Source organism: Agrobacterium sp. ST15.13.015 (assembly GCF_027871645.1).
GTDB lineage: Bacteria > Pseudomonadota > Alphaproteobacteria > Rhizobiales > Rhizobiaceae > Agrobacterium > Agrobacterium leguminum.
The window spans coordinates 303955-330504 of sequence record NZ_JAQAHF010000001.1; the positions used below are offsets into that span (position 1 = coordinate 303955).

A 26550-nucleotide genomic window follows, 5' to 3' on the forward strand; every position below is an offset into this window, starting at 1 on the left:
GCGGGCGATTTGATCGAGGCCAAAATGTTCAATTTCCAAGTGAAGTCGCTTGCGACCAAGCTCATCCTCGTGACCGGCTGTGCCATCACCACGGTTCTCGTTGCATCGAATTCCTTCCTCATCTCCCAGACCAGTGAGCGCGTGCACGCGCTGACCATGGATCAGGCCAATACGGAAGCCCGCGCCATCGCCAACGTAATCGCCGCCGATGTCGGTGAACTCGGCAGCGCCGCGCGCTCCATGGCCGGCGTTATCGGCCGTGCGCATCAGGCGAAATCGATGGATCGCCCCGGCATCGTCAACATCCTCAAGGCCAATGTCGAGCAGAATGCCTTTGCTTTCGGAAGCTGGTTCTGCGAGCAGCTCGGTCTCTTTGACGGGCAGAGCAAGGAGATTGCGGGCAGGCTCGATCTCGGCACCAATGAAAACGGTGCGTTTGCGCCCTATTGGTCGAAGACCCAGAAGGGCGACATCCAGTTCTCGACCTTCAAGAATGATTATGCGGCGGAATGGTATGCGCTCGCTTCCAAATCCGGTAAGGGCGCCATTACCCAGCCCTATCTCGCAGAGGGCACGGAAGTACCCACAACCATGACCTCGCTTGCCTATCCGGTCATGTCGGACGGCAAGATGATCGGCGTGGCAGGTGTGGATATCTCGCTGGCCTCGCTGTCGCAGAAGCTGCAGGCGCTGCACCCTTTCGAGACCGGCCGCGTAACGCTCGTTTCGCAGGGTGGCCAGTGGCTGGTGCCGCCGACGCCCGCGCAGAACATGAAAGCCTATGACGGAGACGGTGCGAGCACCGTTCAGGCGGCGATTACGTCCGGCAAGCAGGGCCTCATCGAAAATCTCGGCCTCGATACGGACGCGCCCTATAATCGTCTCGTTTATCCCTTCGCCGTTCCGGGTCTCAACGCGACCTGGGTGGTGCTGGTGGATATTCCCCATCAGGCCCTGAACGCACCGGTTCAGGAACAGACATACATGATGATCATCGGCGCGATCGTCATTCTCGCCGCCGTCATCACCGCGCTTTATTTCGCCGTGCGCCATTTCGTCCGCAATCCGCTTGCCTCCCTGGTGTCCGACGTCAGGACGCTGAGCGACGGTCGCTACGATGTGCCCGTTTCCGGACAGGAACGCCGGGATGAGACGGGTGCAGTGGCTACTGCGCTTGAAGGTTTCCGCGCGAAGCTTGCCGGCATCCGCGAGATGGAGGCCGAAGCCGAGGCCCAGCGTAGTCACGCGGAAACGGCGCGCCAGCGCTCGGAATCCGAGCGTACTGAAAACAGCCGGATGCAGCAGCACATTGTCGGCGTGCTGGGTGCAGGCCTCAATGCGCTTTCGCAGGGCAATCTCACCTACCGCATCGAGGACGAGTTCCCCGGCGAATATGCGAAGCTGCGCGAAGACTTCAACTCGGCGCTTGCGAGCCTCGAGGAAACCGTTTCCACCGTCAATGCAACCGTCGTCAGCATCGGTAACGGCACGGGCGAGATCACTCGCGCCGCCAGCGATCTTTCGCACCGCACGGAACAGCAGGCCGCAAGCCTGGAAGAAACCGCTGCCGCCCTCAATGAGCTGACCGCGCAGGTTAATTCCAGCGCGGAAAACGCCGCAGAGGCGGCCGGAGCCGTCAGCCATGCCTGCGACGATGCGGGCAAGTCGGGTGAGGTCGTGCAGCAGGCCGTGAATTCCATGGAAGGCATCGCGCAATCCTCGGCCGAAATCTCGCGCATCATCGGGGTTATCGACGAGATCGCTTTCCAGACCAACCTCCTGGCGCTGAATGCGGGCGTGGAAGCCGCCCGCGCCGGTGATGCCGGCAAGGGCTTTGCCGTCGTCGCACAGGAAGTGCGCGAACTGGCGCAGCGGTCCGCAACCGCCGCAAAGGAGATCAAGGGTCTCATCAACACCTCGGCCACCCAGGTGAACGAGGGCGTCCAGCTGGTCGGCAAGGCCGGTGAGACGATGAAAAAGATCGCCGATCAGGTTCTGCAGATCAACCAGCTGATACGGCAGATTTCCGCTTCCGCCAGTGAACAGGCAGTCGGCCTCAAGGAGATCAACTCCGCCGTCACGCAGATGGATCAGGTCACCCAGCAGAATGCGGCGATGGTGGAAGAAACCACGGCGGCCAGCGTAACACTGAACAGTGAGGCCGAAACGCTGAAGTCGCTCGTTGCCGGTTTCTCCGTTTCCGGCGGCCATTCCAGCCAGCAACTGCGCGCCACGGCAGCGGCAATGCGCGCACCCGCCGCTCCGGCGCAGGCGTCGGCCCGCCCGACCGCGCCCCGCGCCCGTCCGAGAACCAGCGGCGCAAACGCTTTGGCGCAGGATGACTGGACGGAATTCTGACGCTCCATTTCCGTCTCAAATAAAAAGGGTCGCTGGCATCGCCAGCGGCCCTTTTTTAATGTCCGCTTCCATCAGAGACGGGCGAAACGTTCCGTCAGCAATTCGAAGAAGCCGTCGGCATCCACATTGCGCATCACGCGGGCATTGGCGGGCCGTTCGGTAACCTTCCACCAGTCCACCACGGTCATGCCCATGGTGAGTTCGGAGTGGACCTCGATTTCGACATTGCACTCGCGACCCTGAAACAGTTCGGGTTTGACGAGATAGGCAATGACGGTCGGATCATGAAGCGGGCCGCCATCCGAGCCATATTTTTCGATGTCGAAACGCTCGAAGAATTCCAGCATTTCCGCCATGGCGATGGCCGGCCGCGTGCCAATGTCGCGAATGCGGCTGACCCGAGCCTTGGTCGTCAGCAACTGATGGGTGACGTCGAGCGGCATCATGACGATCGGCATGCCGGAGCGGAAGACGATATCGGCGGCCTGTGGGTCGACATAGATGTTGAATTCCGCCGCCGGGGTGATGTTGCCGCCCTCGAAGAAGCCGCCGCCCATCATCACCAGTTCCTTGACGCGGTCGGCGATTTCCGGCGCCTTCAGGAGCGCCAGCGCCACATTGGTCAGCGCGCCGAGCGTGCAGAGCGTTACGGTGCCGGCGGGTTCCCGCATCAGCGTTTCGATGATGAAATCGACCGCGTGCTGCTTTTGCGCTTCCATGGTCGGCTCATCGAGAACCGGGCCATCGAGGCCGGTGCTGCCGTGAACGTGCTCGGCGGTGATGGGCTTGCGCACCAGCGGCTTCTCGGCGCCCTCATAGACGGGAATATCGGTGCGGCCGCACAATTCGCTGATGATGCGGATGTTGCGGCTGGTCAGCTTCAGCGGAACGTTGCCGGCGACGGCGCACAATCCGAGAATGTCGATTTCCTCCGGGCTTGCGAAGGCGAGCATGATTGCCGCTGCGTCGTCCTGGCCCGGGTCGGTGTCGATAATGATTTTTCTGCGTTCTGCCATGTCTTGCCCGCCGTTGAGATGAGCGCTTTTTTCGAGCGGCGGGTGCTCACTTGTCAAGCCTCATTCCCCGGTGTCCCCTTTGCTCGTCGCCGCGTCTTGCGTATTGCGGTTGTGCTTCCCATATTGCAGGGGCCGGTGCGACTGACCGGCGAGGTTGCCGGAAGCGGGACCGCGAAACGTCGCTTGGTTGCAAGGACAAAAGAGACATGAGCCGCATGACGCCATTCACCCACCCGCTTTTGCTGGGTTTTGATGCCATGGAAAAAACGCTGGAGCGCATGGCGAAGGCCAATGACGGCTATCCTCCCTATAATATCGAGCGCCTGCCGGGTAGCGGCGATGTGCCGGAACGCCTGCGCATCACCATCGCGGTTGCCGGTTTTTCGCAGGACGATCTGGATGTGACGACGGCCGATAACCAGCTCGTCATTCGCGGACGCCAGCAGGAACAGGAGAAACGCGATTTTCTCTATCGCGGCATCGCGGCCCGCCAGTTCCAGCGGGTGTTCGTGCTTGCCGATGGCATGCAGGTCAGGGAAGCGCGCCTGCGCAACGGCCTGCTTTCCATCGATCTGGTCCGGCCGGAAATTTCAAACGTGGTGAAGAAAATTAATATTTCCGTCTCAGAGTAGAACGTGAACGCCGGAATCCGACACGAATCGCTCGGCGTGAAGAAGGAGGCTGAAATATGCTGTTGAAAGAAGCGCATGCGCGTCTCACCCAATCCCAGCTCGCCCATATCGGCGAAGGAGAAGTGGGATATATCCGCAAGATCCGCGCGGAAGACGTCAGCCGCTGTTTCCCGGAAGCGCCCGATCTCGATCCGCAATTGGACCTTTGGGCGCTGTTCGGTGCAGATGGTACGCCGATCCTCCTGACGGACAACCGGTCCAGTACGTTTTTCAAGGCTGCCGAAGACGATCTCCAGACCGTCAGCCTGCATTGAAGAAAAAAGCCCGCTTTTGAGCGGGCTTTTTCTTTAGCGGGTTAAAGGAACGGGCGGTCCGGCATGTCGTCGATGGAGATGACGCCGTCCTTGTTCTTGTCCAGCCGTTCGAACATCTTTTCGCCGGCGGCGGTGAATTCGGCCTTGCTGACCTGACCGTTCTCGTCGGTATCGGCCCAGCGGATCAGCGCGAAACCTGCGCCCTTGCCGCCATGCTTGCCCCAGCCCTGATGGCCGAAACGGCCGCCATGTTCGCGCTCGGCATGTCTTTCGGCGCGCTTGCCCTCGGGGCCCTTGCCGTCTTCGGCTTTGGCATCCTCACGCTCGGGGCGCGGATTGGCGGCGCGGAAAGCTTCCATCTTCGCCTGACGATACTCACGCATTTCCTTCGGCGTGATCGAGCCGTCCTTGTCCTTGTCGATCTCGGTGAAGAGCGCGTCCTGACGTGCGGCGAATTCCTCCTTGGAAATCTTGCCGTCCTTGTTGCTGTCGGCCACCTTCAGCAGGTGAACGAAGGCCGCTTCCTGGCGGATCGGCATGCGCTCGCCATGGCCTTTGCCCGGAGCGGGTGGGGCGGCGAAGCTTGCCGTCGCGGCCGTGCCGATCAAAAGGGCTGCGCCAAGAGCAGACAGGGCGATTTTTCGTGTGGTCATCGTCATTACCTTTCTTTGGTGTCCCTGAAGAGAAGATAATGACGTCCAGCACGCCTCACCACTTAAACATCCGTAAGGTGCATGAAGCTTCGGTAATGTTCGCTGCTCAGCCTGCGATGGCTTTCGTCAGGAAGCCGGTCAGGTCGTCGGTGATGTAGTCGATATGCGCATCCGTGGCCGCTGGGATTTCCCAGCGTTCCATGATGACGCCCTCGAGATTGGCGGGGACGAGCAGAACGGTCTTCATGCCGAGCGCCTTGGGCGCTGCGAGATTGCGCGGCAAATCCTCGAACATGGCGGCTTTTTGGGTGTCGAGTTTCGCAAGCGCCGCGAACTTCTCATAGGTCGCGCTGGCCGGTTTCGGCAGATAGCCCGCGGCGACAATATCGAAAATATCCTCGAAATGATCGAGAATGCCTAGCGCACCGGCCGCCGCCTGCGCATGTTTGACGCTGCCGTTGGTAAGGATGAATTTGCGGCCCGGCAAAGCCTTGATCGCCTCGCCGAGTTCCGGATGCGGCTTCAGCGCCGAATAATCGATGGCATGGGCGCGTTCCAGAAACTCGTCCGGGCTGATGCCGTAATGGATCATCAGGCCCTGAAGCGTCGTGCCGTGGTCGTGATAATAGCGCTTCTGCAGTGCCCGGGCCTCGTCGGGATCGAGCTTCAGAAGCTCCGCCACATAGGCCGTCATGTTACGGTCGATCTGCGAAAACAGATTGATGTGATGCGGATAGAGCGTGTTGTCGAGATCGAAGACCCATTCGCTCACATGGTCGAAATCGGCGGCTTCTGGCAGGTTTTTCGGCTTTGTGTCCATGGCCTGCTTTATGCCCGTTTCGAAGGCCGAAGAAAATCGAAAAGACGACGATTGATCAGAAAATCGGGCTTGGCTGCGGCCTCCGGTGCATGATACCGCCAAGGCCATGGAACTCTGGATAGGCATCACTTTCGCAAGCGCGTTCTTGCAGAACCTGCGCTCGACCCTGCAAAAGCACCTCAAGGGCATGATGGGCACCACGGGCGCGACCTTCGTGCGCTTCGTTTTCGGCATGCCTTTCGCTCTCGCCTATCTTGCTTTTCTGCATTTCGGGCTCGGCCGCCCTCTGCCGGTGCCGAACATGTCCTTCGCCGTGTGGGCGACGGTCGGCGCCATGGCGCAGATCGCCGCCACCTTCCTGCTGGTGCACCTGTTCTCCTTCCGTAATTTTGCGGTTGGAACGGCCTATTCCCGCACCGAGCCGGCGCAGGCGGCACTGTTCGCGCTTATTTTCATCGGGGAAAGCGTCAATGGCGGCACATTGGCGGCCATCGCCATCTCGGTCGCCGGCGTCATGCTTATTTCGGTGGCGCGCACGGAAGTCACGCCCGCTTCCTTCTTCACGTCGATCTTCAGCCGGACAGCGGGTATCGGCCTTGCCTCGGGGGCTTTCTTCGGCCTGTCATCGGTTGCCTACCGGTCTGCGTCGCTCGCGCTTGCACCGAGCCTTCCCGCTCCGGACGCGATGATGCAGGCGGGCTTTACCCTCGTTGTCGTCATCGTCATGCAGACGGTTTCGATGTTCCTGTGGATCGTCTGGCGCGAGCGGGAAGAGTTGCGGCGCATCGCGAAGGTATGGAAACCGTCGCTGGCGGTCGGTTTCGTGGGCGCTACGGCCTCGTTCGGCTGGTTCACGGCGATGACCCTGCAGCAGGCCGCCGTGGTGAAGGCATTGGCGCAGGTGGAGATGCTTTTCGCCTTCGCATCGACCGTGCTTTTCTTCAAGGAGAAGATCAACAGGCTCGAACTGTCCGGCTGCCTGCTGATTGTCGTGGGCGTGCTATCGCTTCTGGCATTCGGCTGAACGCCTGTCGTGGCGGACAGGCTTGCCGTCCGCCACCTGAAGCCTGTCAGGGCACGATGAGCGTGCCGGCGCCTTCCGTGAAGATTTCCAGAAGCACGGAATGCGGCGTCTTGCCGTTGAGGATCACCACGCCCTGAACACCGGCCTTGATGGCGTCGATGCAGGTCTCGACCTTTGGGATCATACCGCCGGAAATCGTGCCGTCCTTGATGAGCGCACGCGCCTGCGAGACGGTGAGTTCCTTGATGAGTTCCTTGTTCTTGTCGAGAACGCCGGGAACGTCGGTGAGAAACAGCAGACGCGAGGCGTGAAGCGCACCCGCAATCGCGCCGGCGAAGGTATCGGCATTGATATTGTAGGTGGCACCATCGCGGCCAGGCGCGACCGGGGCGATGACTGGGATCATTTCCGACTTGGCGAGCAGGTCGAGCAGGGTGCGGTCGACTTCCGTGACTTCGCCGACAAAGCCGAGATCGAGCACACGTTCGATATTGCTGTCGGGATCGATGACGGTCTTTTTCGCCTTTTCGGCAAAGACCATGTTGCCGTCCTTGCCGCACAGGCCGATGGCCCATTCGCCCGTCTGGTTGATGAGGGCGACGATTTCCTTGTTGATCGAGCCGGCCAGAACCATTTCGACGATCTCGACCGTCTTGGCGTCGGTGACGCGCAGGCCGCCCTCGAATTTCGATTCGATGCCCATCTTGGTCAGCATCGCGCCGATCTGCGGGCCGCCGCCATGTACGACGATGGGGTTAATGCCCGATTGCTTCAACAGGGCGATGTCTTCCGCGAAAGCCTTGCCGAGCGTGGAATCCCCCATGGCGTGACCGCCATATTTCACCACGATGGTCTTGTTCTCGTATTTCTGCATGAAAGGCAGAGCCTGTGCGAGCAGCCGCGCCTGAGTTTCGCTTTCGGAAGACGTCATCTAAAAACCTCGGTCTGTGGTTGCGGCCGTTGAAAGCCTGTCACCGCTCTAAAGCAAGTCTTTGACGGATGAAATAACCTCCTGGCCTTATTGTGTCGGCAGCGGTCAAATTTCTTTTTTTTGGCTGTCCCGGCCCCGTAATGAGATTGACATAAAGGCCCAATGGGACCAGCCTTCCATGGAAAGGGGAGGGGTTAATTCAGGGCGATATGGGATGTCGCGCGCCGCGGGAGCGATGCTGACCTGAACGACCGAGGAGCGAGAGACCACATGACGGCACCCGATAGAGACAAGCAAAGCGGTTTGCGGGATGAAGTCCTTGCGGGCGAATATGTGCTGGGTGCCCTGCCGCCGGAAAGCATGGCGGAGCTTGCCAAGCGCGTCAAACGCGACCGCCAGTTCGCGGCCATGGTCAGGCGCTGGCGGGACAATCTGGCGGAAGCCGAACATCGCGAAAACGCGACCGTCGCCGCGCTGCTGGAACGGGACCCAAGCCGCTCCGGCCTGCCATTCAGGGGCCAGCCGCTACGGGGTGGCAGCATGTTCGCAGCCATGCTTTCGGAGGTCTGGCATTCCGTGCGCTTCTGGCGCCTTCTGGCGTTGACGGCGATGCTCTGGACCGCCGTTCTGCTTTTCACCATCGCCTGAGAGGCGTGTCTCTCAAAGAGAGATCGTTCTGACGATCTCGGCCCGCAGGCTATCCAGCCCGAATGATTTTTCCGAGGATGTGGCGAGAACTTCCGGATAGGCGGCGGGACGCTTGCGGATTTTCTCCAGCGTTTCGCCGATCAGCCGCGGAACGCCGGCATCCTTGATCTTGTCCGTCTTCGTCAGCACGATCTGGTAGGAAACGGCCGCCTTGTCGAGCAGGGTCAGAACCTCCTCGTCGTTCTTTTTCACGCCATGGCGGGAATCGATCAGCACGTAAACGCGCTTCAGCGTCGCACGGCCGCGCAGATAATCGAAGACGAGCTTGGTCCAGGCATCGACCTGATCCTTCGGGGCCTGCGCATAACCGTAACCGGGCATGTCGACCAGCGCCATCGGCGGCAGGTCGCCAGCTTCGCCGGAATAACCATCCGGAACGAAATAGTTCAGTTCCTGCGTGCGTCCGGGCGTATTGGACGTGCGGGCAAGCCCCTTGTGGCCCACCAGCGCATTGATGAGCGAGGACTTGCCGACATTCGAACGGCCGGCGAAGGCAATCTCCGGCGGGCCTTCGGGCGGCAGGAATTTCATTGCGGGAACGCCGCGAATGAAAATCCAGGGTCGCCCGAACAGGGGCTTTTCGGTTGCCGTGCCGGTCTCACTCATTTCGATTGCACCGGCTTTCGCTTGAACAGCCCCTTGATGTTATCAAACAGCTCGATCTTGGCGCCCTGGCGCTTCATGATGACGGCCTGCTGGGTGATGGAGAGCGTATTGTTCCATGCCCAGTAGATGACCAGACCGGCCGGGAAGGAGGCCAGCATGAAGGTGAAGATCAGCGGCATCCAGTTGAAGATCATCGCCTGCGTCGGATCGGGCGGCGTCGGGTTCATGCGCATCTGCAGGAACATGGTAATGCCCATGACAAGCGGCCAGACACCGATCATCAGGAAGTGTGGAACATCATAGGGCAGAAGGCCGAAGAGATTGAACAGCGACGTCGGATCCGGCGCGGAAAGGTCGTGAATCCAGCCGAAGAACGGCGCATGCCGCATTTCGATGGTGACGTAGATGACCTTGTAGAGCGCGAAGAAGACCGGGATCTGCAAAAGCATCGGCCAGCAGCCGGCAACAGGATTGATCTTCTCTTCCTTGTAGAGCTGCATCATCGCCTGCTGCATGGCCATGCGGTCATCGCCATGCTTGGCCTTCAGTTCTTCCATCTTCGGCTGCACGCGCTTCATGTTCGCCATGGAAGCATATTGCTTGCTGGCGAGCGGGAAGAAGAGCGCCTTGACGACGATGGTGGTGAGCAGGATCGCCACGCCGAAATTGCCAAAATAACGGAAGAAGAAATCCATCAGTTTGAACATCGGCTTGGTGATGAAGTAGAACCAGCCCCAGTCGATCAGAAGGTCGAACTTCGGAATGGCGTAGGTCGTCTCGTAACGATCGACCAGCGGCACTTCCTTGGCGCCGGCGAAAACGAGGCTCTTCAGCTCGATCGACTGGCCGGGCTCAACCGTCAGCGGGTCGCTCTTGAAATCGGCCTGATAGCTCGGCTGATTGCCGGTAATGTGCGAATAGCGGGTTTCGAAAGGCGTCGTCTGCGGCGGAACGATGGCCGCGGCCCAATATTTGTCGGTGATGCCGAGCCAGCCGCCGGTCGCCTTGGCAACCGTTACCGGTGCTTCTTCGACGTCCTTGTATTTTTCTTCCGTCAGGCTGCCGTCTTTGCCCGAAACGCCGAGAAAGCCTTCATGGATGACGAAGACCGGGGGAACTGCGGGCTTGTTGTTGCGCGTCACGCGGCCATAGGTGGCGAAGGAGATCGCCGCCTGTCCGGGGTTCTCCACCTTGTCGGCGACCGAGATCATGTAATGCTCGTCGATCGAAACCGTACGGGAGAAAATCACGCCCTTGGAATTGGTGTAGGTGAGGGTGACCGGGGTGGTTTCCGTCAGCTTGTCGCCGCTTGCCAGCGTCCACACGGTGGTCGGGCCGGGAACGCCGCCGACTTCCTGTGCTGCAACGTAACCGAGTTCGGTGAAGTAGCCGTCCTTGGTGTCGGAGGGCGAGAACAGCGTGATGATCGGGCTCGAGTCATCGACGGTCTCATGGTAGTCCTTGAGCCGGATGTCATCGAAGCGGGCGCCGGTAAGGTTGATCGAGCCGGCGATGGCGTTGGTCTCGATGGCCACGCGCTGGGTTCTTGCAATCGACTCTTCGCGGGTCGCCGTGGCGGCAGTCTGCGGTGAGGAGGCGGGCGGTGCGCCTTCAACGGCAGCACCTGGTGCGGCGCCCGGCGCCGGCTGCTGTTGCTGCGTCGTCTGCTGCTGCGCCTGGCGGGCCTCTTCGGCGCGGCGCTGCTGCTCGATACGCGGATTCATGTAAAGGAATTGCCAGGCGAGGACGATGACAACCGAAAGGGCTATCGCGATGAAGTAATTACGGTTCTTTTCCATCATTCTTTCCTGGAGCGGGTCTCCTGGGACCGTTTCGGTTTCGCCGTTCCTTCAATTCGCTCGTTAAGGAGAGACTGAAGTTTCGGGAAGGCCGTATCGAGCACGTCCCTGCGGGCGACAATCACATAGTCATGACCGGGCTTCATTGCGAATCCGGCAGAAAGCCTGACGGCTTCCTTGAGACGGCGGCGCATGCGATTTCGCTCTACCGCGTTGCCTTGTCTTTTCGTTACGGTAAAACCGACGCGAGGCTCGGTTTCCGGGGCTTTCCGGTCAAGCACTTCCAGAAGAAAGGTGCCTCCCCGCCGTTTTTCTCCTGCCTGAACGGCAAGGAAATCCGACCGGTTTTTAAGCCGGCCGGGCAGTTTTCCTGTCTTACTCATGTGCCCGCGACTTTCACCGGGTCACAGAGGCGGCAATTAAGCCGAAAGACGAGCGCGGCCGCGCGCACGGCGGGCTGCGAGAACCTTGCGGCCGCCGGCGGTAGCCATACGGGCGCGGAAGCCATGGCGACGCTTGCGGACAAGCTTGGACGGTTGGTAAGTACGCTTCGACATTTATTTAATACCGCGGTGTGCGGCCCTTCTTGAATTTGCAATAATTTGCAAGAGCGTTTCGTTTTTTGCACGGCTAACCCCGCCTGGGCGAGCTTTCAATGGCCGAGCGTGCGCGGCTTATAAGGGCATAGGCCGAGCAAAGTCAATTGCCGAAGGGGTTTTCGCGCTTCACCTTTTGCGGAAAACGCACCGCCATCTCCTTAGCCGACCGCCGATGGAGGCCGATTCCGGCGCGCAATCGATAAAATCCGAAATTCTTTCTTAACGCAGCGTTGATAAATCTTGTGACGCGAAAAAGTTATGCCAGCTTCTCATTTTCATTGCGCGGCTGGTTTTTGTTGGGGGAACGAAGTTGAGAATTCGCGGTCGTATCAATCTACTTGTCGGGCTGATGAGCCTTGTGGCCTGTACCATTGGCGGGTTGTCCATCTATGCGATCAACGAATTCCGGGTTCGGTCGCATCATTTCGAGGAAACTGCCGAAAGGGCCTACAAGGGCGAGGCGCTCAACCGTCTGGTAACGGCAGTCGTCATGGAGGCACGCGGTGTCTATGCGGCAGCCGATGTGGCGGCAGCCACCCCCTTTGCCGACGGGATGGTCAAAAACCTCGACGCCATGGAAAAGCTCATTGCCAGCTGGGCGCCGCTCGTGCCGGCGGAACAACAGGCGAGTTTCGACAAGCTTGTCGGCCGGTCCAAGGAATTCCGCACTTTCCGTCTGGAAACCGTGCGGCTGGCGAAGGAAAACGGGCCGCAGGCGGCCAGCCAGCAGGGCAATAACGAGGCGAACCGCGCCAACCGCAAGGCCTATCAGGCGGAGATCGACAGCGTCGTGAAAAACGACCTCGCCGAACTCGAAGTCGTGAAGGCAGGAGTAGATTCTTTCAGCACCGCGATATTCTGGGTGATCGTCGCGGTGACGGTTGCCGGTGTCGGCGCGGGAGCCGCCTTCGGTCTCTACATCGGAACGCGGCAGCTCAGCGCCCCCATCCGCAGGGTTTCGCAGGTGATGAATGCCGTGGCCCATGGAAATCTCGACGCGGACGTTCCCTATCTCGGCCGCAACGACGAAATCGGCGAAATGGCTGCGGCCGTCGAGGTCTTTAAGAAAAACGGCAGCGAAGTGCGCCGCATGAATGCGCAGGAAGCCGCCATGCGCGCCAAGAGCGACGATCTGCAGGCCGGCATGGCCATCGTCGTCGACGCTGCGGCCCAGGGCGATTTCAGCCGCCGCATCAACAAGGACTATGGCGACGACAACCTCAATCGTTTCGCCGCGACGATCAATTCGCTCCTCACCGGTGTCCATAATGGCGTATCCGAGACCAGCCGCGTCATCGAAGGCCTTGCGCGGGGCGATCTGACGGAGAGAATGGATGGCGAGTTCCGGGGCGTATTTGCTGAACTCCAGGGGAACGTCAACCAGACGCTGACCAAGCTGCGCGAGACGATGCGCGAAGTGCGCGGCAGCACGGAGGGCATCAGCGGCAACGCGAACGAATTGCGCTCGGCGGCCGACGACCTGTCGAAGCGGACCGAACAGCAGGCGGCGGCGCTGGAGGAAACCTCCGCCGCTCTGGATGAGATTACCGCCGTCGTCCGCAATTCGACCGACCGTGCGCAGGAAGCCAGCGCCATGGTTGCCGAAACGAAGCAGAAGACGGAAGAGTCCGCCAATGTCGTGCGCGACGCCGTGTCCGCCATGGATCGCATCGAGCATGCCTCGCGCGAAATCAGCCAGATCATCAACGTCATCGACGAAATCGCCTTCCAGACCAACCTGCTGGCGCTGAATGCCGGCGTGGAAGCCGCCCGTGCGGGTGAAGCGGGCAAGGGCTTTGCCGTCGTCGCTCAGGAAGTGCGAGAACTTGCGCAACGATCCGCAACGGCAGCGAAGGACATCAAGGCGCTGATCACCAAATCCGGCGAAGAGGTCGGGCGTGGCGTATCGCTGGTGCAGAGAACCGGCGGCGCACTGAGCGAGATCGAGACCCGCGTTCTGGCAATCAACGAGCACATCCATTCGATCGCCACGGCCGCCAGGGAGCAGTCCACCGGCCTGCATGAGGTGAATACCGCCATCAACCAGATGGACCAGGTAACGCAGCGCAACGCCGCCATGGTGGAGGAGACCTCGGCCGCAACCCATAAGCTCAGCAGCGAGGCCGACCATCTCGTGACGCTCGTGGCGCGCTTCAACGTCGGCGCGGAGAATGTGCAGCGCGCGCCCCGCATCGAGCAGCCCGCGAGGCCGATGACGGTTTCCGCCGGACCGGTGGCAGTGTCTGGCAGGACGCCGGCGGTGGCGTCTCCGGCCCGCAAATTGATGAACAGCGTCAGCCGCGCGCTCAATGCCCAGCCTGCGGCAGCACCCGCACATGGCGACTGGCAGGAGTTCTAGACGACCAGCGGTCCACTTCAAACCGGCTTACCTTCGAACGCCGCCCCTGCCGGGCGGCGTTTGTTTTTCCGGCAATGAAAACCTTTATTTTGCAGCGCATTGGAAAAATATCCATTAGGTCCTATTATCATCGCTGCATATAAACCGAGCCGTTCCACGCAAGCAGCGGCGCGCATACAGGATCATGGCCCGGTGTTTTCTAAAGGCGTAGACAGCTTGGACCGCACGCAAGACGATCCGGTGCATTGCATGCCGGGATTGACCGCCGGTCTTTCGGGACGGCTGCTGCTGCTCACGGTCATCTTCGTGATGATCGCCGAAGTGCTGATCTTCGTGCCTTCCGTCGCCAATATGCGTCTTTCATGGTTGCGCGACCGTCTGAATACGGCTGCGGCCGCCGGCGCTGTCATCGACGGCCTGCAGGCCGAACTGCCGCGAAGCGTGCAGAACGACACGCTGATGGCAACCGGGGCGAAGCTTATCGCGCTGCGCAAGGACGGCACCTCACGCCTGCTCGCCGTGGCGGAAACGCCGCCGGGCGTCGATGAGCAATATGATCTTTCCGACGTTTCGCAGGTGGCGGCGGTGCGGGACGCCTTTTCCACCCTGCTGTTCGGCGGCAACCGCGTCATTCGCGTTTTCGATGTCGTCGGCGACAGCGACACGATCATCGAACTGGTGCTCGGCGAAAACAAGCTGCGGGCGGCAATGCTTGCCTATGCCCGCAACGTTTTCCTGATTTCCATCGTCCTGTCGCTGATCACCGCAGGCCTGATCTTCATCTCCATCAACCGCATCATGATCCGGCCCATACGCCGGCTGACGCTCGGCATGCAGAACTTCTCCGAGGATCCGGGCAATCCCGAGCGGATTTTCGTACCTGATGAGGGAACGGATGAACTATCGGTTGCCGGCCGCCACCTCGCCGACATGCAGACCGAACTGCAGAAGACCCTGCGCCAGCAGAAGAACCTCGTGGATCTCGGCCTGGCGGTCTCGAAGATCAATCACGACATGCGCAACATCCTGTCCTCCGCGCAGCTCATGTCGGACCGTCTGGTGGACGCAAAGGATCCGATGGTCAGGAGCTTCGCGCCGAAACTGCTGCGCACCATCGACCGCGCCGTGGCCTATACCGGCGAGGTTCTGGCCTATGGCCAGGCGACCGAAGGCGCACCGAAACGCAAGATGGTGCAGTTGAGCCTTCTGGTGCGGGATGTGCGCGATATTCTGGCGCTCGATCCGGACAGCGGTATTGAATTTCAGGACAGCGTGCCATCCGACCTCACAGTCGATGCGGATTCCGAGCAGCTTTTCCGGGTCATCCACAATCTCTGTCGCAATGCCGTTCAGGCCCTGCAATCGGATACCGCGAATGCTGCGCTTCGGCATCTTTCCATCTCGGCCCAGAGGGCCGGCAGCGTCGTCAGCATCGTCATCGACGACAATGGGCCGGGCATGCCGCGCAAGGCCAAGGAGAACCTGTTTTCCGCTTTCAGGGGTTCGGCCCGCTCCGGCGGCACGGGCCTCGGGCTGGTCATTGCCCGCGAACTCGTGCTTGCCCATGGCGGCACGATCGCGCTCGTCGAAAAGCCCGGTCCCGGCACGCAGTTCCGCATCGAGATAGCCGACCGCGCCGCCTCCGTACAGGCGGCCAGAACCGCCTGAAAAACCAGCTCCGCAGCCGGTTCGCGCAGTCATTCTCCCCGCCCAAACGGACAGGGTATCTGGCCCGTGGAAAATGATCCGCATGGAATTTATAATAAAATCAATGAGATACATGAATTGCTGCGGAAAAATGACAATTTCGAAGCGAAATCGCTTGCATTCGGAATGAGGACGTTTTAGAGGATCGCCACGCCACCGGAAACGACCGGAACGGCACGCACCCGTAGCTCAGCTGGATAGAGCACCAGACTACGAATCTGGGGGTCAGGAGTTCGAATCTCTTCGGGTGCGCCATTTCTCTTCCCATAAAATAAAGTCCTGAAACAATCGCCTTCACGCGCGATATCGCTGATATCGGCAAGTGTGTTCTGGCGGATGCTTCGACGGTCCGCAGGGCCGAGTGAATTCCGAACGTCCCGAATATATGCTAAAGTCACCCGGTCATCAGATGTCCCCGGGTGAAAGCCATGTTGGAAGCGGACAAGGTGTTTGCGGGTTCGATTCCGGAAAATTACGACCGCTATATGGTGCCGCTGATTTTTGCGCCATTCGCCGCCGATCTGGCGCGCAGGGCGGCTGCCTTGATGCCAATTGATATTCTGGAAATCGCCGCAGGCACCGGCGCCGTCACGCGCGAATTGGCTCCCCGATTATTGCCCGCGGCAAACTATGTGGTAACCGACCTCAACCAGCCGATGCTCGATTTTGCGGCGTCGCAACAGGCGCCGGATCGCCGCATAAGATGGCGGCAGGTGGATGCCCAGACGTTGCCTTTTGAAAACGCTGTGTTCGATCTCGTTTTCTGCCAGTTCGGCGCGATGTTCTTTAATGACCGCTTGTCGGCCTATCGCGAGGCGAAGCGGGTATTGAAGCCCGGCGGACATTATCTATTCAATGTATGGGACCGCATCGAGGAAAATCACTTCGCGGATGATGTGACGAACGCTCTGGCGCGCCTGTTCCCCGGTGATCCGCCGCGCTTCATGGTCCGTACCCCGCACGGTTATCATGACACGGCACTCATTCGCCACGAGCTGGAGGAGGCCGGTTTTTCCCGCGTGACGATTGAGACGGTGGCCGCGCAGAGCCGCGCCTCTTCACCGCGCATTCCGGCCATGGCTTATTGTCAGGGAACCGTGCTTCGGACGGAAATTGAGGTGAGAGCACCGGGAGGGCTCGACACCGCGACAGATTGCGCCGCCGCGGCCATCGAAGCGCGGCATGGCGGTGGCGCGGTTGCCGCGAAAATTCAGGCGCATGTGATTCTCGCCGCCGTTTAAACCGACGCTGCCGGCCCGCTTCTCAGTCTATAAGTGCGAACGGGGAATATTTGAGCAATACCCCCTAAATATTAGTGGTTTTGGGTGGAGGCCTGTACCAAAGGATTTTCCGATAGCCCGGGATTACCGGGCTTTCGAGTGTCATCGAACTTTCCGCAAACCTTCGTCATATTGTCATACAATATAAGCATATGCGCTCCAGAAAAGGAGCGCAGAATGACGCCACAATCACTTGAACTTTCGGGCATCGGCAAAGGCTTCGGGGCTGACGATGTTCTGAAAGAGATCGATCTCTCCATCCGTCCCGGAGAGTTTTTGTCTCTCGTCGGCATGTCGGGCTGCGGCAAGTCCACGCTTCTGCGTATCATTGCGGGGCTGGAAACACCGGATCGCGGTTCGGTCTCCATCGGCGATCAGGATGTGACAGAGGTTGATCCGAGCGATCGTAATCTGGCGATGGTTTTCCAGTCCTACGCCCTTTATCCGCATATGAGCGTGCGCCAGAACATTGCCACACCGCTCAGGATGCGGCGTTTGCCCTTTGCCGCCCGCCTGCCGCTGGTCGGACGGTTTGCGGCCCCGGCAGAAACGCTGAGCCAGATCGACGCCGCCGTCGAACAGGCGGCCGAGACGCTACAGATCGCGCATTTGCTGGATCGCAAGCCGGCGCAGCTTTCCGGCGGCCAGCGTCAGCGCGTGGCGCTCGCCCGGGCGCTGGTGCGTTCGCCCGCTGCCTTCCTGATGGACGAGCCGCTCTCCAACCTCGATGCGAAGCTCCGCGCCCACATGCGTGAGGAACTGGCCGGCCTGCACCGTCGGCTGGGGGCGACCTTCATCTATGTCACCCACGACCAGATCGAAGCCATGACCATGTCCGACCGCATCGCGTTGATGTCGGAAGGCCGCATCGAGCAGCTTGGCACGCCGGACGAGCTTTACCGCAAGCCCGCGACGCTGACGGTCGCGCGTTTCATCGGCACGCCATCCATCAACCTGCTGCCGGTCGAAATCGACACGCAGGGTAAAGTCACGGCCTTTGGACGCGATCTTGGCATCGAGGGTGTGGGCCGCGATGCCGGCCCGGCGACGCTCGGCCTTCGTGCCGAAGATTTGCGCCCGGGCGAAGAAGGTTTTGCTGTGCGCGTGGTGCGCAGCGAAACCCACGGCGCCGACCGCTTTGTGAGCTGCCGTCTGCTGAGCGACGAGACGGTCGCCATCACCCTGCGTCAGGGCGCCGGCGATGCCGTGGGAGCGGATATGAATGGCGTAATGAATCTCGGCTTTGCGCCGGAACGCGCGCATCTTTTCGCGGCCGATGGCCTGCGCCGCAAGATCACGGTGCGCGAACGGGTGCCGGCATGACGGCGGTCGATTTTTCCACGGCCGCGCGCGCGAAGGCTCGCCCGCGGCTGTCAAAGGCGGACCGGCGGATGATCTGGCGCGGCCTGATGTTCGCTGCCCCCGCAAGCCTGCTGCTTCTGGCGATCTATATCGTTCCGATGCTCGTTCTGGCCGGTTTTTCCGTCACCGATTACCAGCTCGGTTCGCTCTCCACCCGCTTTGTCGGCCTCGGAAACTTCGTCAAGGCGTTTCAGGATCCGGTCTTCCTGCGCTCTCTGGCCAATACCGCCATCTATGCGCTCATCGTCATTCCCTTCGGTGTGTTTCTGGCGCTCGGCGTGGCTTTGCTCGTTTATAACCGCAAGCGCAGCCGGGCTTTCTGGGAGGTGGCTTATTTCCTCCCCGTCACCGCAACCCTCGTCGCCATGGCGACCGTGTGGCAGTTCCTGCTGCATCCCTCGCTTGGTCCGGTGAATGCGGCGATCAAATGGCTGGGCTTTGAGCCGGTCGCCTTCCTCTCCAATCCCGTCCTCCTCATTCCCACCATGGCGCTGATGGGCGTCTGGCAGATCCTGGGTTTCAACATGGTGCTGTTCCTCGCGGGCCTCACCGCCATTTCGAAGGATCTGCACGAGGCGGCGCGGCTGGATGGCGCCAAGAACCCGATCGACCGCTTCCTGACCGTGACTTGGCCGATGCTTGGGCCGACGACCATGTTCGTGGTGGTCACCACCTCCATCTCGGCCTTCAAGGTGTTCGAGACGGTGGCTGTGCTCACCAAGGGCCGCTTCGGATCTGAAACCCTGCTGTTCGATCTCTATCTCGAAGGTTTCGAATATTCCAACACCGGTTATGCCGCCGCGCTGACGATTATCTTCCTCGCGATCGTGCTGGTCCTGTCTATCGGCCAGACGCTGCACATGGACCGGAAGGTGCACTACTGATGGCCGCACTCCGCAAATATCTCCCACATCTCGTGCTTGCCCTTGGCGCTTTCGTGATGCTCCTGCCGTTCTACTGGATGGTGTTGACCTCGATCCGCTCACCGGCAGAGATTTTCGATGTCTCGCTTTGGCTGATCCCGCAGAAATTCGACGCTGTGGATAATTATGCCAGGGCGGCGGGTCAGGTCCCGATGGCGCGCTTCATGCTCAACGGCGTCATCGTCTGCGTCGGCATTCTCGTCGTGCAGATCCTGACGTCGGTTCCGGCTGCCTATGCGCTGGCGAAGCTCCGGTTCCCCGGTCGCAAGCTGCTGCTGGGCCTCGTCATTGCGGCGCTCTGCGTTCCCATTCAGGCGCTCGCCCTGCCGCTTTTTGTCGGTCTAGCCAAGACGGAACTCCTGAATACCTATTTCGCGATGATGATGCCGTTCTTCCTTTCGGTCTTCGCCATCTTCCTGTTCAATCAGTCCTTCCGCAGCTATCCGAATGAAATCATCGAGGCTGCCCGCATGGATGGGTTCTCGGAAATGGAGATTTGCTGGGGGCTGGTCCTTCGCGGATCGCTGCCTTCGCTCGCCGCTTTCTCGATCTTTTCGCTCGTTGCCCACTGGAACGACCTTTATTGGCCGATGATCGTGGTCTCCGACACCAATCTCGCCCCGCCGCCGCTTGGCATGATGCTCTTCGCCGATGTCGAATCCGGCGCGAATTACGGTGCGCTGATGGCGGGCGCCACACTGATTACCGCGCCGATGGTGCTGTGCTTCCTCCTCGCACGGCGGCACTTCATCGCCGGTATTACCATGACCGGCGTCAAGTGACGCCGTTCAGATTTCCTCCTCCCAACCTCTCTGGAGACTGACATGAAACTCAACCGACGCGCTGTGATAGGCGGTCTGGCTCTCGGCATGGCTTTTGCGGGCCTCGCTCAGCCGGTTCTGGCCAATGAAATCACGCTCAACGTTCTTTACAACCTGCCGGGCTTCACCAAGTTCCATCAGCCGCTGGCCGATGAATTCATGAAGAAGAACCCGGACGTAAAGATCAACTTCCTCGCTCCAGCCGCCGGTTATAATGAAGGCCAGCAGCAGGTTCTGCGTTCCGCTGTCACGGGCAATCTGCCGGACGTTTATTTCTCTGGCTACAACCTGACGGCGGAACTCGTTCACACGCTCGCACCGCGCAACCAGATCACCGATCTTGGCCCGTTCATTCAGGCTGAAGGCGGTCAGGCCTTCCTCGACAAGAACTACAGCCCGAAGATGGCCGCCCTCGGCCAGATCGACGGCAAGCAGTATGGTCTGCCGGTCAACGCGTCCTCGCCGATCATCTACATCAACTCCGACCTCGTCACCAAGGCTGGCGGCGATCCGGACAAGATGCCGACGACCTTCGCCGAGCTCATTGCTCTCGCAAAGAAGATCAAGGCTCTCGACCCCAAGTTCGCCGGCATGAGCTACGACATCAACGGCTGGCCGGATGACTGGTTGTGGCAGGCGCTCATCGTCGAACAGGGCGGCAAGCTCGTTGACGAGAAGGCCAAGACCGTTGGCTTCGACAACGAGATCGGCCTCAACGCCCTAAAGATGACCCGTCAGTTCGTCACCGAAGGCGGCCAGAACCTGCTCGACTGGGATCAGTCGCGCCAGCAGTTCGGTGCAGGCCTCACCGGTTTCATCTTCTCGACGCCTGCCCATGTTCAGACGATCCAGGGTCTGGTCGGCGACCGCTTCAAGCTGAAGACCGCGACCTTCCCGCTCGACAACAAGGAAAAGGGCGGCGTTCCGACCGGCGGCAACTCGGCAGTTATCCTGACCCAGGAAAAGGCCAAGCAGGACGCCGCCTGGAAGTACCTGAAGTGGATCACCGGTCCGGAAGCGCAGAACACCATCGTTCGCATCACCGGTTACCTGCCCACCAACAAGCTGGCCACCGGCCCGGACTTCCTCGCTCCTTATTATGTCGAGAACCCGAATGTGAAGACCGCTTCGCTTCAGGCTGACCGTTCTCTGCCCTGGGCCGGTTATCCGGGTGGCGATTCCGTCCGTATCTGGCGCACCCAGCGCGACATCATCGGCACCGTCATGCGCGGTGAGGTGACGCCGGAAGCCGGTCTCAAGCAGATCGTCGAGCAGACCAACGCCCTGCTGAAATAAGCAAAATCATCGAAAAGGCTGCGGGGAAATCCGTTCCCGCAGCCATTTTGCGCAGAAAGACCTGTTATGAAGATCATCCAGATCACCGACACCCATCTCGTACCCCCCGGCATTGCTGTAAACGGCGTCGACCCGGAAAAGCAGCTGCGCGCGGCGGTGGCCGATATTGTCGAAAAACATGCCGACGCCGATCTTCTTGTGATGACGGGTGATCTTTGCAATTACGGCGAGCCGGAAGCCTATGAGCTGCTTCGCGACATCCTCGCGCCCGTTTCGATCCCCGTGCGGTTGATGCTCGGCAATCACGACCGCCGCCCGGAATTCGTCGCGGCTTTTCCGGAACAGCCGCGTGACGATAACGGCTACATCCAGTCCTTCATCGATACCGAATTCGGTCGGCTGCTGTTTCTCGACAGCCACGAGGCCGATGTGATCGGCGGCATATATGGTGCGGATCGTCTGGGATGGCTGGAGAGTGCGCTGGAAGGCGCGGGCGACCTGCCGGTGACGGTGTTCATTCATCACCCGCCGATGGATTGCGGCATCCGCCATTTCGAACATATCGGCATGCATGATGACGGAGCTGTCATGCGCCGTCTCGCCGCTCATCCGGCCGGTATACGTCATATCATTTTTGGCCATATCCATGTGCCGATGGCAGGTACGACCGCCGAAGGCATCGCCTACAGCTCCGGTCAGGCCTGCGCCCACCGTTTCATCACCGATATCGATGTTGTCGATCCGCTGTGGACAGGCGGCAATCCCTGTTACCGGGTGATAAGCCTGGGTGCATTCGGTCTGCGTGCCTATGATGCGGAAGCGGGGCAGGTCGTGCTCGGTCAGGCGCCTGTCTGTGAAGGCCCCTGACATCGGACGTTTCCCTGTTGCACGGGATGACCTTCGCCTCGTCGCCTGTTGCCGGTGGTGAGGGAGGGGTTTTTGACGATTGCAAGGCTGCGGTGGTGAGAAGAGCCCCGCGGCCTGTCGCGCCGATGCGCCACTTCTGGTTTGTTGAACGGGATGTGATGCATCGGAACCATGGTTCCGTGCGCACCCTTGATCTATGTCAGTTTCATCGATGAAACTGCACGCCATAGTCGCCGAAAGGTGGCCGGCCGAATGCCGTGCCATCGTGATGACAGATCATGGAGAATTGCATGCTTGAAAAGCGTATCCGCAACGCGTCCCTCTTGAACAGGATCGTCAGCGCCGAAGAGGCCGCCAGTCTCATTCAGGACGGTATGACGGTGGGCATGAGCGGCTTTACGCGGGCCGGCGAAGCGAAGGCGGTGCCGCTGGCGCTGGCCGAACGCGCCAAGACGAACCCCATGAAAATCACCCTGATGACCGGCGCCTCACTCGGCAACGATCTCGACAAGACCATGGTGGAGGCGGGCATGCTGGCGCGCCGCATGCCGTTCCAGTCCGATCCGGCTTTGCGCAGGGCGATCAATGACGGCAAGGTGATGTTCATCGATCAGCACCTTTCCGAAACGGTTGAGCAATTGCGCGGCGGCCAGATCCACGGGGTCGATATCGCCATTGTCGAGGCGGTGGCGATCACGGCGGAAGGCGGCATCGTGCCCACCACTTCCGTCGGCAATTCCGCAAGCTTCGCCATTCTGGCCGATAAGGTCATCGTCGAAATCAACCTCTCGCAGCCCGAGGTGCTGGAGGGGTTGCACGACATCTTCATTCCCGCCAGACGCCCGACCCGCATGCCCATTCCGGTAGTGGCGACGGATAGCCGTGTCGGCCTGCCATTCATTCCGGTGCCGCCGGAAAAGATCGCCGCCATCGTGCTGAGTGACAAGAGTGACAGTTTTTCAACGGTGCTGCCGCCGGATGACGAGACGAAGGCCATTGCCGGCCATCTCACCGAGTTCCTGCTGAACGAAGTGCGTCACGGCCGCATGACCCATGAACTCCAGCCGCTCCAGGCCGGCATCGGCACCATCGCCAATGCCGTGATGCACGGTTTCATCGATACGCCGTTTCACGATCTCAAAATGTATTCGGAGGTCCTGCAGGATTCGACTTTCGAACTGTTTGATGCGGGCAAGCTGACTTTCGCCTCCGGGTCGTCGATCACGCTGTCTTCCGCCATGAACGAGAAGGTGATGCCGCGACTGGCGGAATATAAGAGCAGGCTTATTCTGCGGCCGCAGGAGGTCAGCAACCACCCGGAAGTCATCCGCCGCCTCGGCATTATCGGCATCAACACGGCGCTGGAATTCGATATCTATGGAAACGTCAATTCCACCCATGTCGGCGGAACGCACATGATGAACGGCATCGGCGGCTCGGGGGATTTCGCCCGCAACGCCTATATGTCCATCTTCGTCACCAAATCGATCGCCAAGGGCGGGGCCATTTCAAGCGTCGTGCCGATGGTCAGCCATGTCGATCATACCGAACATGATGTCGATATTCTCGTCACCGAAATCGGGCTTGCCGATCTGCGTGGGCTCGCGCCTCGCGAGCGCGCGGCGGTCATCATCGCAAACTGCGTGCATCCTGATTATCGCGATTCGCTGACGGATTATTACCGGCGGGCGGTGGCGCGGGGTGGACATACGCCGCATCTCATCGAGGAAGCGCTCTCCTGGCATGCGGCTCTGCGCGAAAGGGGCACGATGCTGCCGCAGAAATAGGCCTGCATTTTAGAAGGCGCCCCGTTGCCGGTGTGACAGCCGTGCTATTGGGTCCGTTTGGACACACCGGGGCGGAAATTGTCCGCTCCGGTGCTGTGGTTGCTGGCGCGGCGGTTCCGCCTCCGGTAGAAAATCCTCTCCCCCGGCTGCTGTCTGGCTGCCTCTGGGTTGTAGGAGAGTAACGTGATGCCCATTCGCTTCGTGGCCATGATCGCCATTGTCGCCCTGCTCGCCGGCTGCGGGGGGCGTCCGATTGGGGTCATGACGCCGACGGGGCAAACCGTGGCGGGAACCACGCCGGTCAACCTTCTGGTCGCCACCACCCGTGCACCATCGGAAAACGCCGCCGTGCTTTTTGGCGGCGAGCGCGGAACGGGTCTGAAGGTGGATGCGGTGACGGTTTCCATTCCGCCCAATGCCAACCGCAAGGTCGGGCAGGTGCAATGGCCGAAGAAACTGCCGCCGAACCCGCTGAAGGATTTCACCACGGTTGCGGTGGAGCCCATTCGCTCCGAAGCGGAGACACGAAGCTGGATCAGCAAGCATATCCAGAAAGACCGCCGCGTGCTGGTCTTCGTGCATGGTTTCAATAATCGTTACGAAGAATCCGTCTATCGCTTCGCCCAGATCGTCCATGATTCCGGCACGGATGTCGTGCCGGTGGTCTTCACCTGGCCGTCGCGGGCGAGCATTTTCGACTATAATTACGATAAGGAAAGCACCAACTACTCTCGCGATGCGCTGGAGGAAATGCTGACCCGCCTCGCCAAGGACAAGTCCATCGGCGAGGTCACCGTCATGGCCCATTCCATGGGCACCTGGCTTGCGGTGGAGGCGCTGCGCCAGATGGCCATTCGCAATGGCCGGGTCGATCCGAAGATCAGCAATGTCATTCTGGCCGCACCCGATCTGGATGTCGACGTGTTCAGCCGGCAGTTCGCAAGCCTCGGCAAAACACCGCCGAAATTCACTCTGTTCGTTTCGCAGGATGATCGCGCTCTCAGCCTGTCACGTCGTATTTCCGGCAATGTCGATCGTCTCGGCCAGATCGACCCATCGGTCGAACCCTATCGCAGCGAGCTTGAAAAAGCCGGCATCACCGTTCTGGATTTGACCAAGCTGCAATCCGGCGACCGCCTGAACCATGGAAAATTTGCCGAAAGCCCCGAAGTTGTTCGGCTTATCGGCGACCGCCTTATCGCCGGCCAGACGGTGACGGATTCGGATGTCGGTCTGGGTGAGGCGCTGGGTGCTGTCAGCATCGGGGCGGCGCAAACCGTTGGAACGGCGGCCAGCGTCGTGGTCAGCGCGCCGATTGCGGTCTTCGATCCGCGTACGCGTGAAAATTACGGCAGGCAGGTGGAACGGCTCGGCCGCTCCGTTGAAAATACCGTCGGATCGGTGGGCGATACGGCGGGTTCTGTGGTGGACGATCAGGCTGTTCAGTCATCGAGAGTGAATTGCGAGGCGGCCGCCAATCGAAACCGGGCAGAGTGCCGTAACCGATAGATCAAAGATCAAGAGCGAGATGGTGAAACCGGAAGCGGTTTTCATCATCTCGCCCTCGTAGATTTGTATACAGCTTGTATTTTTATCTGTATGGTCGGGTCAACAACCCAACTTCCGGAGTAGACCACCATGCGTTGGAAACGCACCCTCCAGCTTCTCGATGTTCATTGTGAAGGCGAAATCGGCCGTGTCGTCACCGGCGGCGCGCCGAAAATCCCCGGCAACACCGTGGCCGAACAGCTTCACTGGATGAATACCGATCCGCAGGGAGAGGCGCTTCGTCGCTTCCTGACGCTGGAGCCGCGCGGCACGCCGATGGGGTCGGTCAATCTTCTCCTGCCGCCGAAGCACCCGGATGCGCACGCCGCCTTCGTCATTCTCCAGCCAGATCAGGCGCATGCCAGCTCCGGGTCCAATTCCATCTGCGCGACGACGGCGCTTCTGGAAAGCGGCATGGTGGAAATGCAGGAGCCGGAAACCGTCATCATCCTCGAAACGGCGGCCGGTCTGGTCAAGGCCACAGCCACCTGCCGCGACGGTCGTTGCGAAAAGGTCAAGCTGACCATGGTGCCATCCTTCGTGCATGAGCTGGATGTCAGCATCGACACGCCCGAATGGGGCAGGGTGACGATGGATATTTCCTATGGCGGCATTTTTTATGCGCTGGTCGATGTCCGCCAGATCGGCCTCACCATCGAAAAGGCCAATGCGGCAAAGCTGGTCTCGGCGGGCATGATCCTGAAAGATCTGGTCAACCGCGAAATGACCGTCGTTCATCCGGAAATTCCGGCCATTTCCGGCGTTGCCTATGTCATGTTCCGCGATGTGGATGCGGATGGCTCCATCCGCACCTGCACCACCATGTGGCCGGGCCGGGCGGATCGCTCGCCCTGTGGCACCGGCAATTCGGCCAATCTCGCCACGCTATATGCGCGCGGCAAGGTGAAGGTGGGAGACGAGTATAAATCCCGCTCGATCATCGGTTCGGAATTCGATGTCGGCCTTTCCACCGTCACCGAGGTGGCCGGCCGCCCGGCTGTCATCCCCACCATTGCCGGACGCGGCTTCACCTTCGGCCTGCATCAGGTGGGTCTCGATCCCTTTGATCCGCTGGCCGATGGTTTCGCCATGACCGATGTCTGGGGTCCGGAAGCGGGCAACATCTGAAGCGTGCTTTAA

Annotated in this window: 24 protein-coding genes and 1 tRNA gene; 17 read left to right on the forward strand and 8 right to left on the reverse strand. The window is 60.3% G+C overall.

Translation table 11 applies throughout. The features are described from left to right. The first annotated feature begins 24 nt into the window (after positions 1-24). Entirely contained in the window at positions 25-2358 is a 2334-nt protein-coding gene (locus PIB16_RS01510) for a methyl-accepting chemotaxis protein (protein ID WP_271044858.1), read from the forward strand. Positions 2359-2429: 71 nt separating this feature from the next. Here PIB16_RS01510 and PIB16_RS01515 read toward each other — a convergent pair whose 3' ends face one another. Then, complete coding sequence (locus PIB16_RS01515) at positions 2430-3374, reverse strand: nucleoside hydrolase (protein ID WP_080855871.1); 945 nt, start codon at positions 3372-3374, stop codon at positions 2430-2432. Between the two features lie 206 nt (positions 3375-3580). Between PIB16_RS01515 and PIB16_RS01520 the strand changes: the two genes are divergently transcribed. Then, positions 3581-4006: an Hsp20 family protein gene (locus tag PIB16_RS01520; RefSeq protein WP_003520041.1), complete on the forward strand. Its 426-nt coding sequence runs from the start codon at positions 3581-3583 to the stop codon at positions 4004-4006. Between the two features lie 56 nt (positions 4007-4062). Beyond that, complete coding sequence (locus PIB16_RS01525) at positions 4063-4320, forward strand: DUF1150 family protein (protein WP_003520040.1); 258 nt, start codon at positions 4063-4065, stop codon at positions 4318-4320. Positions 4321-4361: 41 nt separating this feature from the next. Here PIB16_RS01525 and PIB16_RS01530 read toward each other — a convergent pair whose 3' ends face one another. Further along, positions 4362-4979 (reverse strand): EF-hand domain-containing protein, encoded by a 618-nt coding sequence (locus tag PIB16_RS01530; RefSeq protein WP_035263941.1) that lies wholly within the window; start codon positions 4977-4979, stop codon positions 4362-4364. A gap of 100 nt (positions 4980-5079) precedes the next feature. Continuing rightward, on the reverse strand, positions 5080-5793 hold the full coding sequence (locus PIB16_RS01535; protein WP_065654562.1) for a pyrimidine 5'-nucleotidase: 714 nt from the start codon (positions 5791-5793) through the stop codon (positions 5080-5082). A gap of 106 nt (positions 5794-5899) precedes the next feature. Here PIB16_RS01535 and PIB16_RS01540 point away from each other — a divergent pair, with 106 nt between their 5' ends. Further along, positions 5900-6817: a DMT family transporter gene (locus PIB16_RS01540; RefSeq protein WP_065654855.1), complete on the forward strand. Its 918-nt coding sequence runs from the start codon at positions 5900-5902 to the stop codon at positions 6815-6817. A gap of 46 nt (positions 6818-6863) precedes the next feature. Here the strand turns inward: PIB16_RS01540 and argB are convergent, their stop codons facing one another. Then, positions 6864-7748, reverse strand: coding sequence for an acetylglutamate kinase (gene argB, locus PIB16_RS01545; RefSeq protein ID WP_003503698.1), 885 nt, complete (start codon positions 7746-7748; stop codon positions 6864-6866). Between the two features lie 270 nt (positions 7749-8018). On the opposite strand from argB, the gene PIB16_RS01550 reads away from it, so the two are divergent. Continuing rightward, a complete protein-coding gene (locus PIB16_RS01550) occupies positions 8019-8396 on the forward strand; it encodes a hypothetical protein (RefSeq protein ID WP_271044859.1) in 378 nt (125 codons plus the stop codon). Between the two features lie 12 nt (positions 8397-8408). Here the strand turns inward: PIB16_RS01550 and yihA are convergent, their stop codons facing one another. From yihA to rpmH, 4 genes are read right to left on the reverse strand one after another with little or no spacing between them, the layout of a single operon-like run. Then, entirely contained in the window at positions 8409-9062 is a 654-nt protein-coding gene (gene yihA, locus PIB16_RS01555) for a ribosome biogenesis GTP-binding protein YihA/YsxC (RefSeq protein WP_035263945.1), read from the reverse strand. Beyond that, complete coding sequence (gene yidC, locus PIB16_RS01560; RefSeq protein ID WP_003520032.1) at positions 9059-10861, reverse strand: membrane protein insertase YidC; 1803 nt, start codon at positions 10859-10861, stop codon at positions 9059-9061. Before yidC ends, yihA begins: the two co-directional genes overlap by 4 nt. Continuing rightward, complete coding sequence (gene rnpA, locus PIB16_RS01565) at positions 10861-11244, reverse strand: ribonuclease P protein component (RefSeq protein ID WP_003520031.1); 384 nt, start codon at positions 11242-11244, stop codon at positions 10861-10863. Before rnpA ends, yidC begins: the two co-directional genes overlap by 1 nt. Before the next feature lie 36 nt (positions 11245-11280). Next, positions 11281-11418 carry a 50S ribosomal protein L34 gene (rpmH, locus tag PIB16_RS01570; RefSeq protein WP_003493611.1) on the reverse strand — a complete coding sequence of 46 codons (138 nt, stop codon included), beginning with the start codon at positions 11416-11418 and terminating at the stop codon, positions 11281-11283. A gap of 352 nt (positions 11419-11770) precedes the next feature. Here rpmH and PIB16_RS01575 point away from each other — a divergent pair, with 352 nt between their 5' ends. The 12 genes from PIB16_RS01575 (at position 11771) to PIB16_RS01630 (ending at position 26538) form a co-directional block, all read left to right on the forward strand. Next, entirely contained in the window at positions 11771-13819 is a 2049-nt protein-coding gene (locus PIB16_RS01575) for a methyl-accepting chemotaxis protein (RefSeq protein ID WP_271044860.1), read from the forward strand. A 249-nt stretch (positions 13820-14068) separates the two neighbouring features. Continuing rightward, a complete protein-coding gene (locus tag PIB16_RS01580; protein WP_271044970.1) occupies positions 14069-15487 on the forward strand; it encodes an ATP-binding protein in 1419 nt (472 codons plus the stop codon). Positions 15488-15704: 217 nt separating this feature from the next. After that, positions 15705-15781 (forward strand) — tRNA-Arg (locus PIB16_RS01585). Between the two features lie 173 nt (positions 15782-15954). Further along, positions 15955-16767 carry a class I SAM-dependent methyltransferase gene (locus tag PIB16_RS01590; RefSeq protein ID WP_142844071.1) on the forward strand — a complete coding sequence of 271 codons (813 nt, stop codon included), beginning with the start codon at positions 15955-15957 and terminating at the stop codon, positions 16765-16767. A 216-nt stretch (positions 16768-16983) separates the two neighbouring features. Further along, positions 16984-18129, forward strand: a complete 1146-nt coding sequence (locus tag PIB16_RS01595; RefSeq protein WP_161987696.1) for an ABC transporter ATP-binding protein — start codon at positions 16984-16986, stop codon at positions 18127-18129. After that, on the forward strand, positions 18126-19052 hold the full coding sequence (locus tag PIB16_RS01600; RefSeq protein WP_003520025.1) for a carbohydrate ABC transporter permease: 927 nt from the start codon (positions 18126-18128) through the stop codon (positions 19050-19052). The genes PIB16_RS01595 and PIB16_RS01600 overlap by 4 nt, the downstream gene beginning before the upstream one ends. Continuing rightward, the gene (locus PIB16_RS01605; RefSeq protein ID WP_142844070.1) at positions 19052-19873 is read left to right on the forward strand and encodes a carbohydrate ABC transporter permease; all 822 of its coding nucleotides are present in this window, start codon (positions 19052-19054) and stop codon (positions 19871-19873) included. The genes PIB16_RS01600 and PIB16_RS01605 overlap by 1 nt, the downstream gene beginning before the upstream one ends. Positions 19874-19915: 42 nt before the next feature. Then, entirely contained in the window at positions 19916-21208 is a 1293-nt protein-coding gene (locus PIB16_RS01610; RefSeq protein ID WP_271044861.1) for an ABC transporter substrate-binding protein, read from the forward strand. Positions 21209-21274: 66 nt separating this feature from the next. After that, entirely contained in the window at positions 21275-22075 is an 801-nt protein-coding gene (locus PIB16_RS01615) for a phosphodiesterase (protein WP_271044862.1), read from the forward strand. A gap of 290 nt (positions 22076-22365) precedes the next feature. Beyond that, positions 22366-23862, forward strand: a complete 1497-nt coding sequence (locus PIB16_RS01620; RefSeq protein ID WP_271044863.1) for an acetyl-CoA hydrolase/transferase family protein — start codon at positions 22366-22368, stop codon at positions 23860-23862. Positions 23863-24048: 186 nt separating this feature from the next. Beyond that, positions 24049-25371: an alpha/beta hydrolase gene (locus PIB16_RS01625; protein WP_271044971.1), complete on the forward strand. Its 1323-nt coding sequence runs from the start codon at positions 24049-24051 to the stop codon at positions 25369-25371. Between the two features lie 129 nt (positions 25372-25500). After that, the gene (locus PIB16_RS01630; protein ID WP_271044864.1) at positions 25501-26538 is read left to right on the forward strand and encodes a 4-hydroxyproline epimerase; all 1038 of its coding nucleotides are present in this window, start codon (positions 25501-25503) and stop codon (positions 26536-26538) included. Positions 26539-26550: the final 12 nt, after the last annotated feature.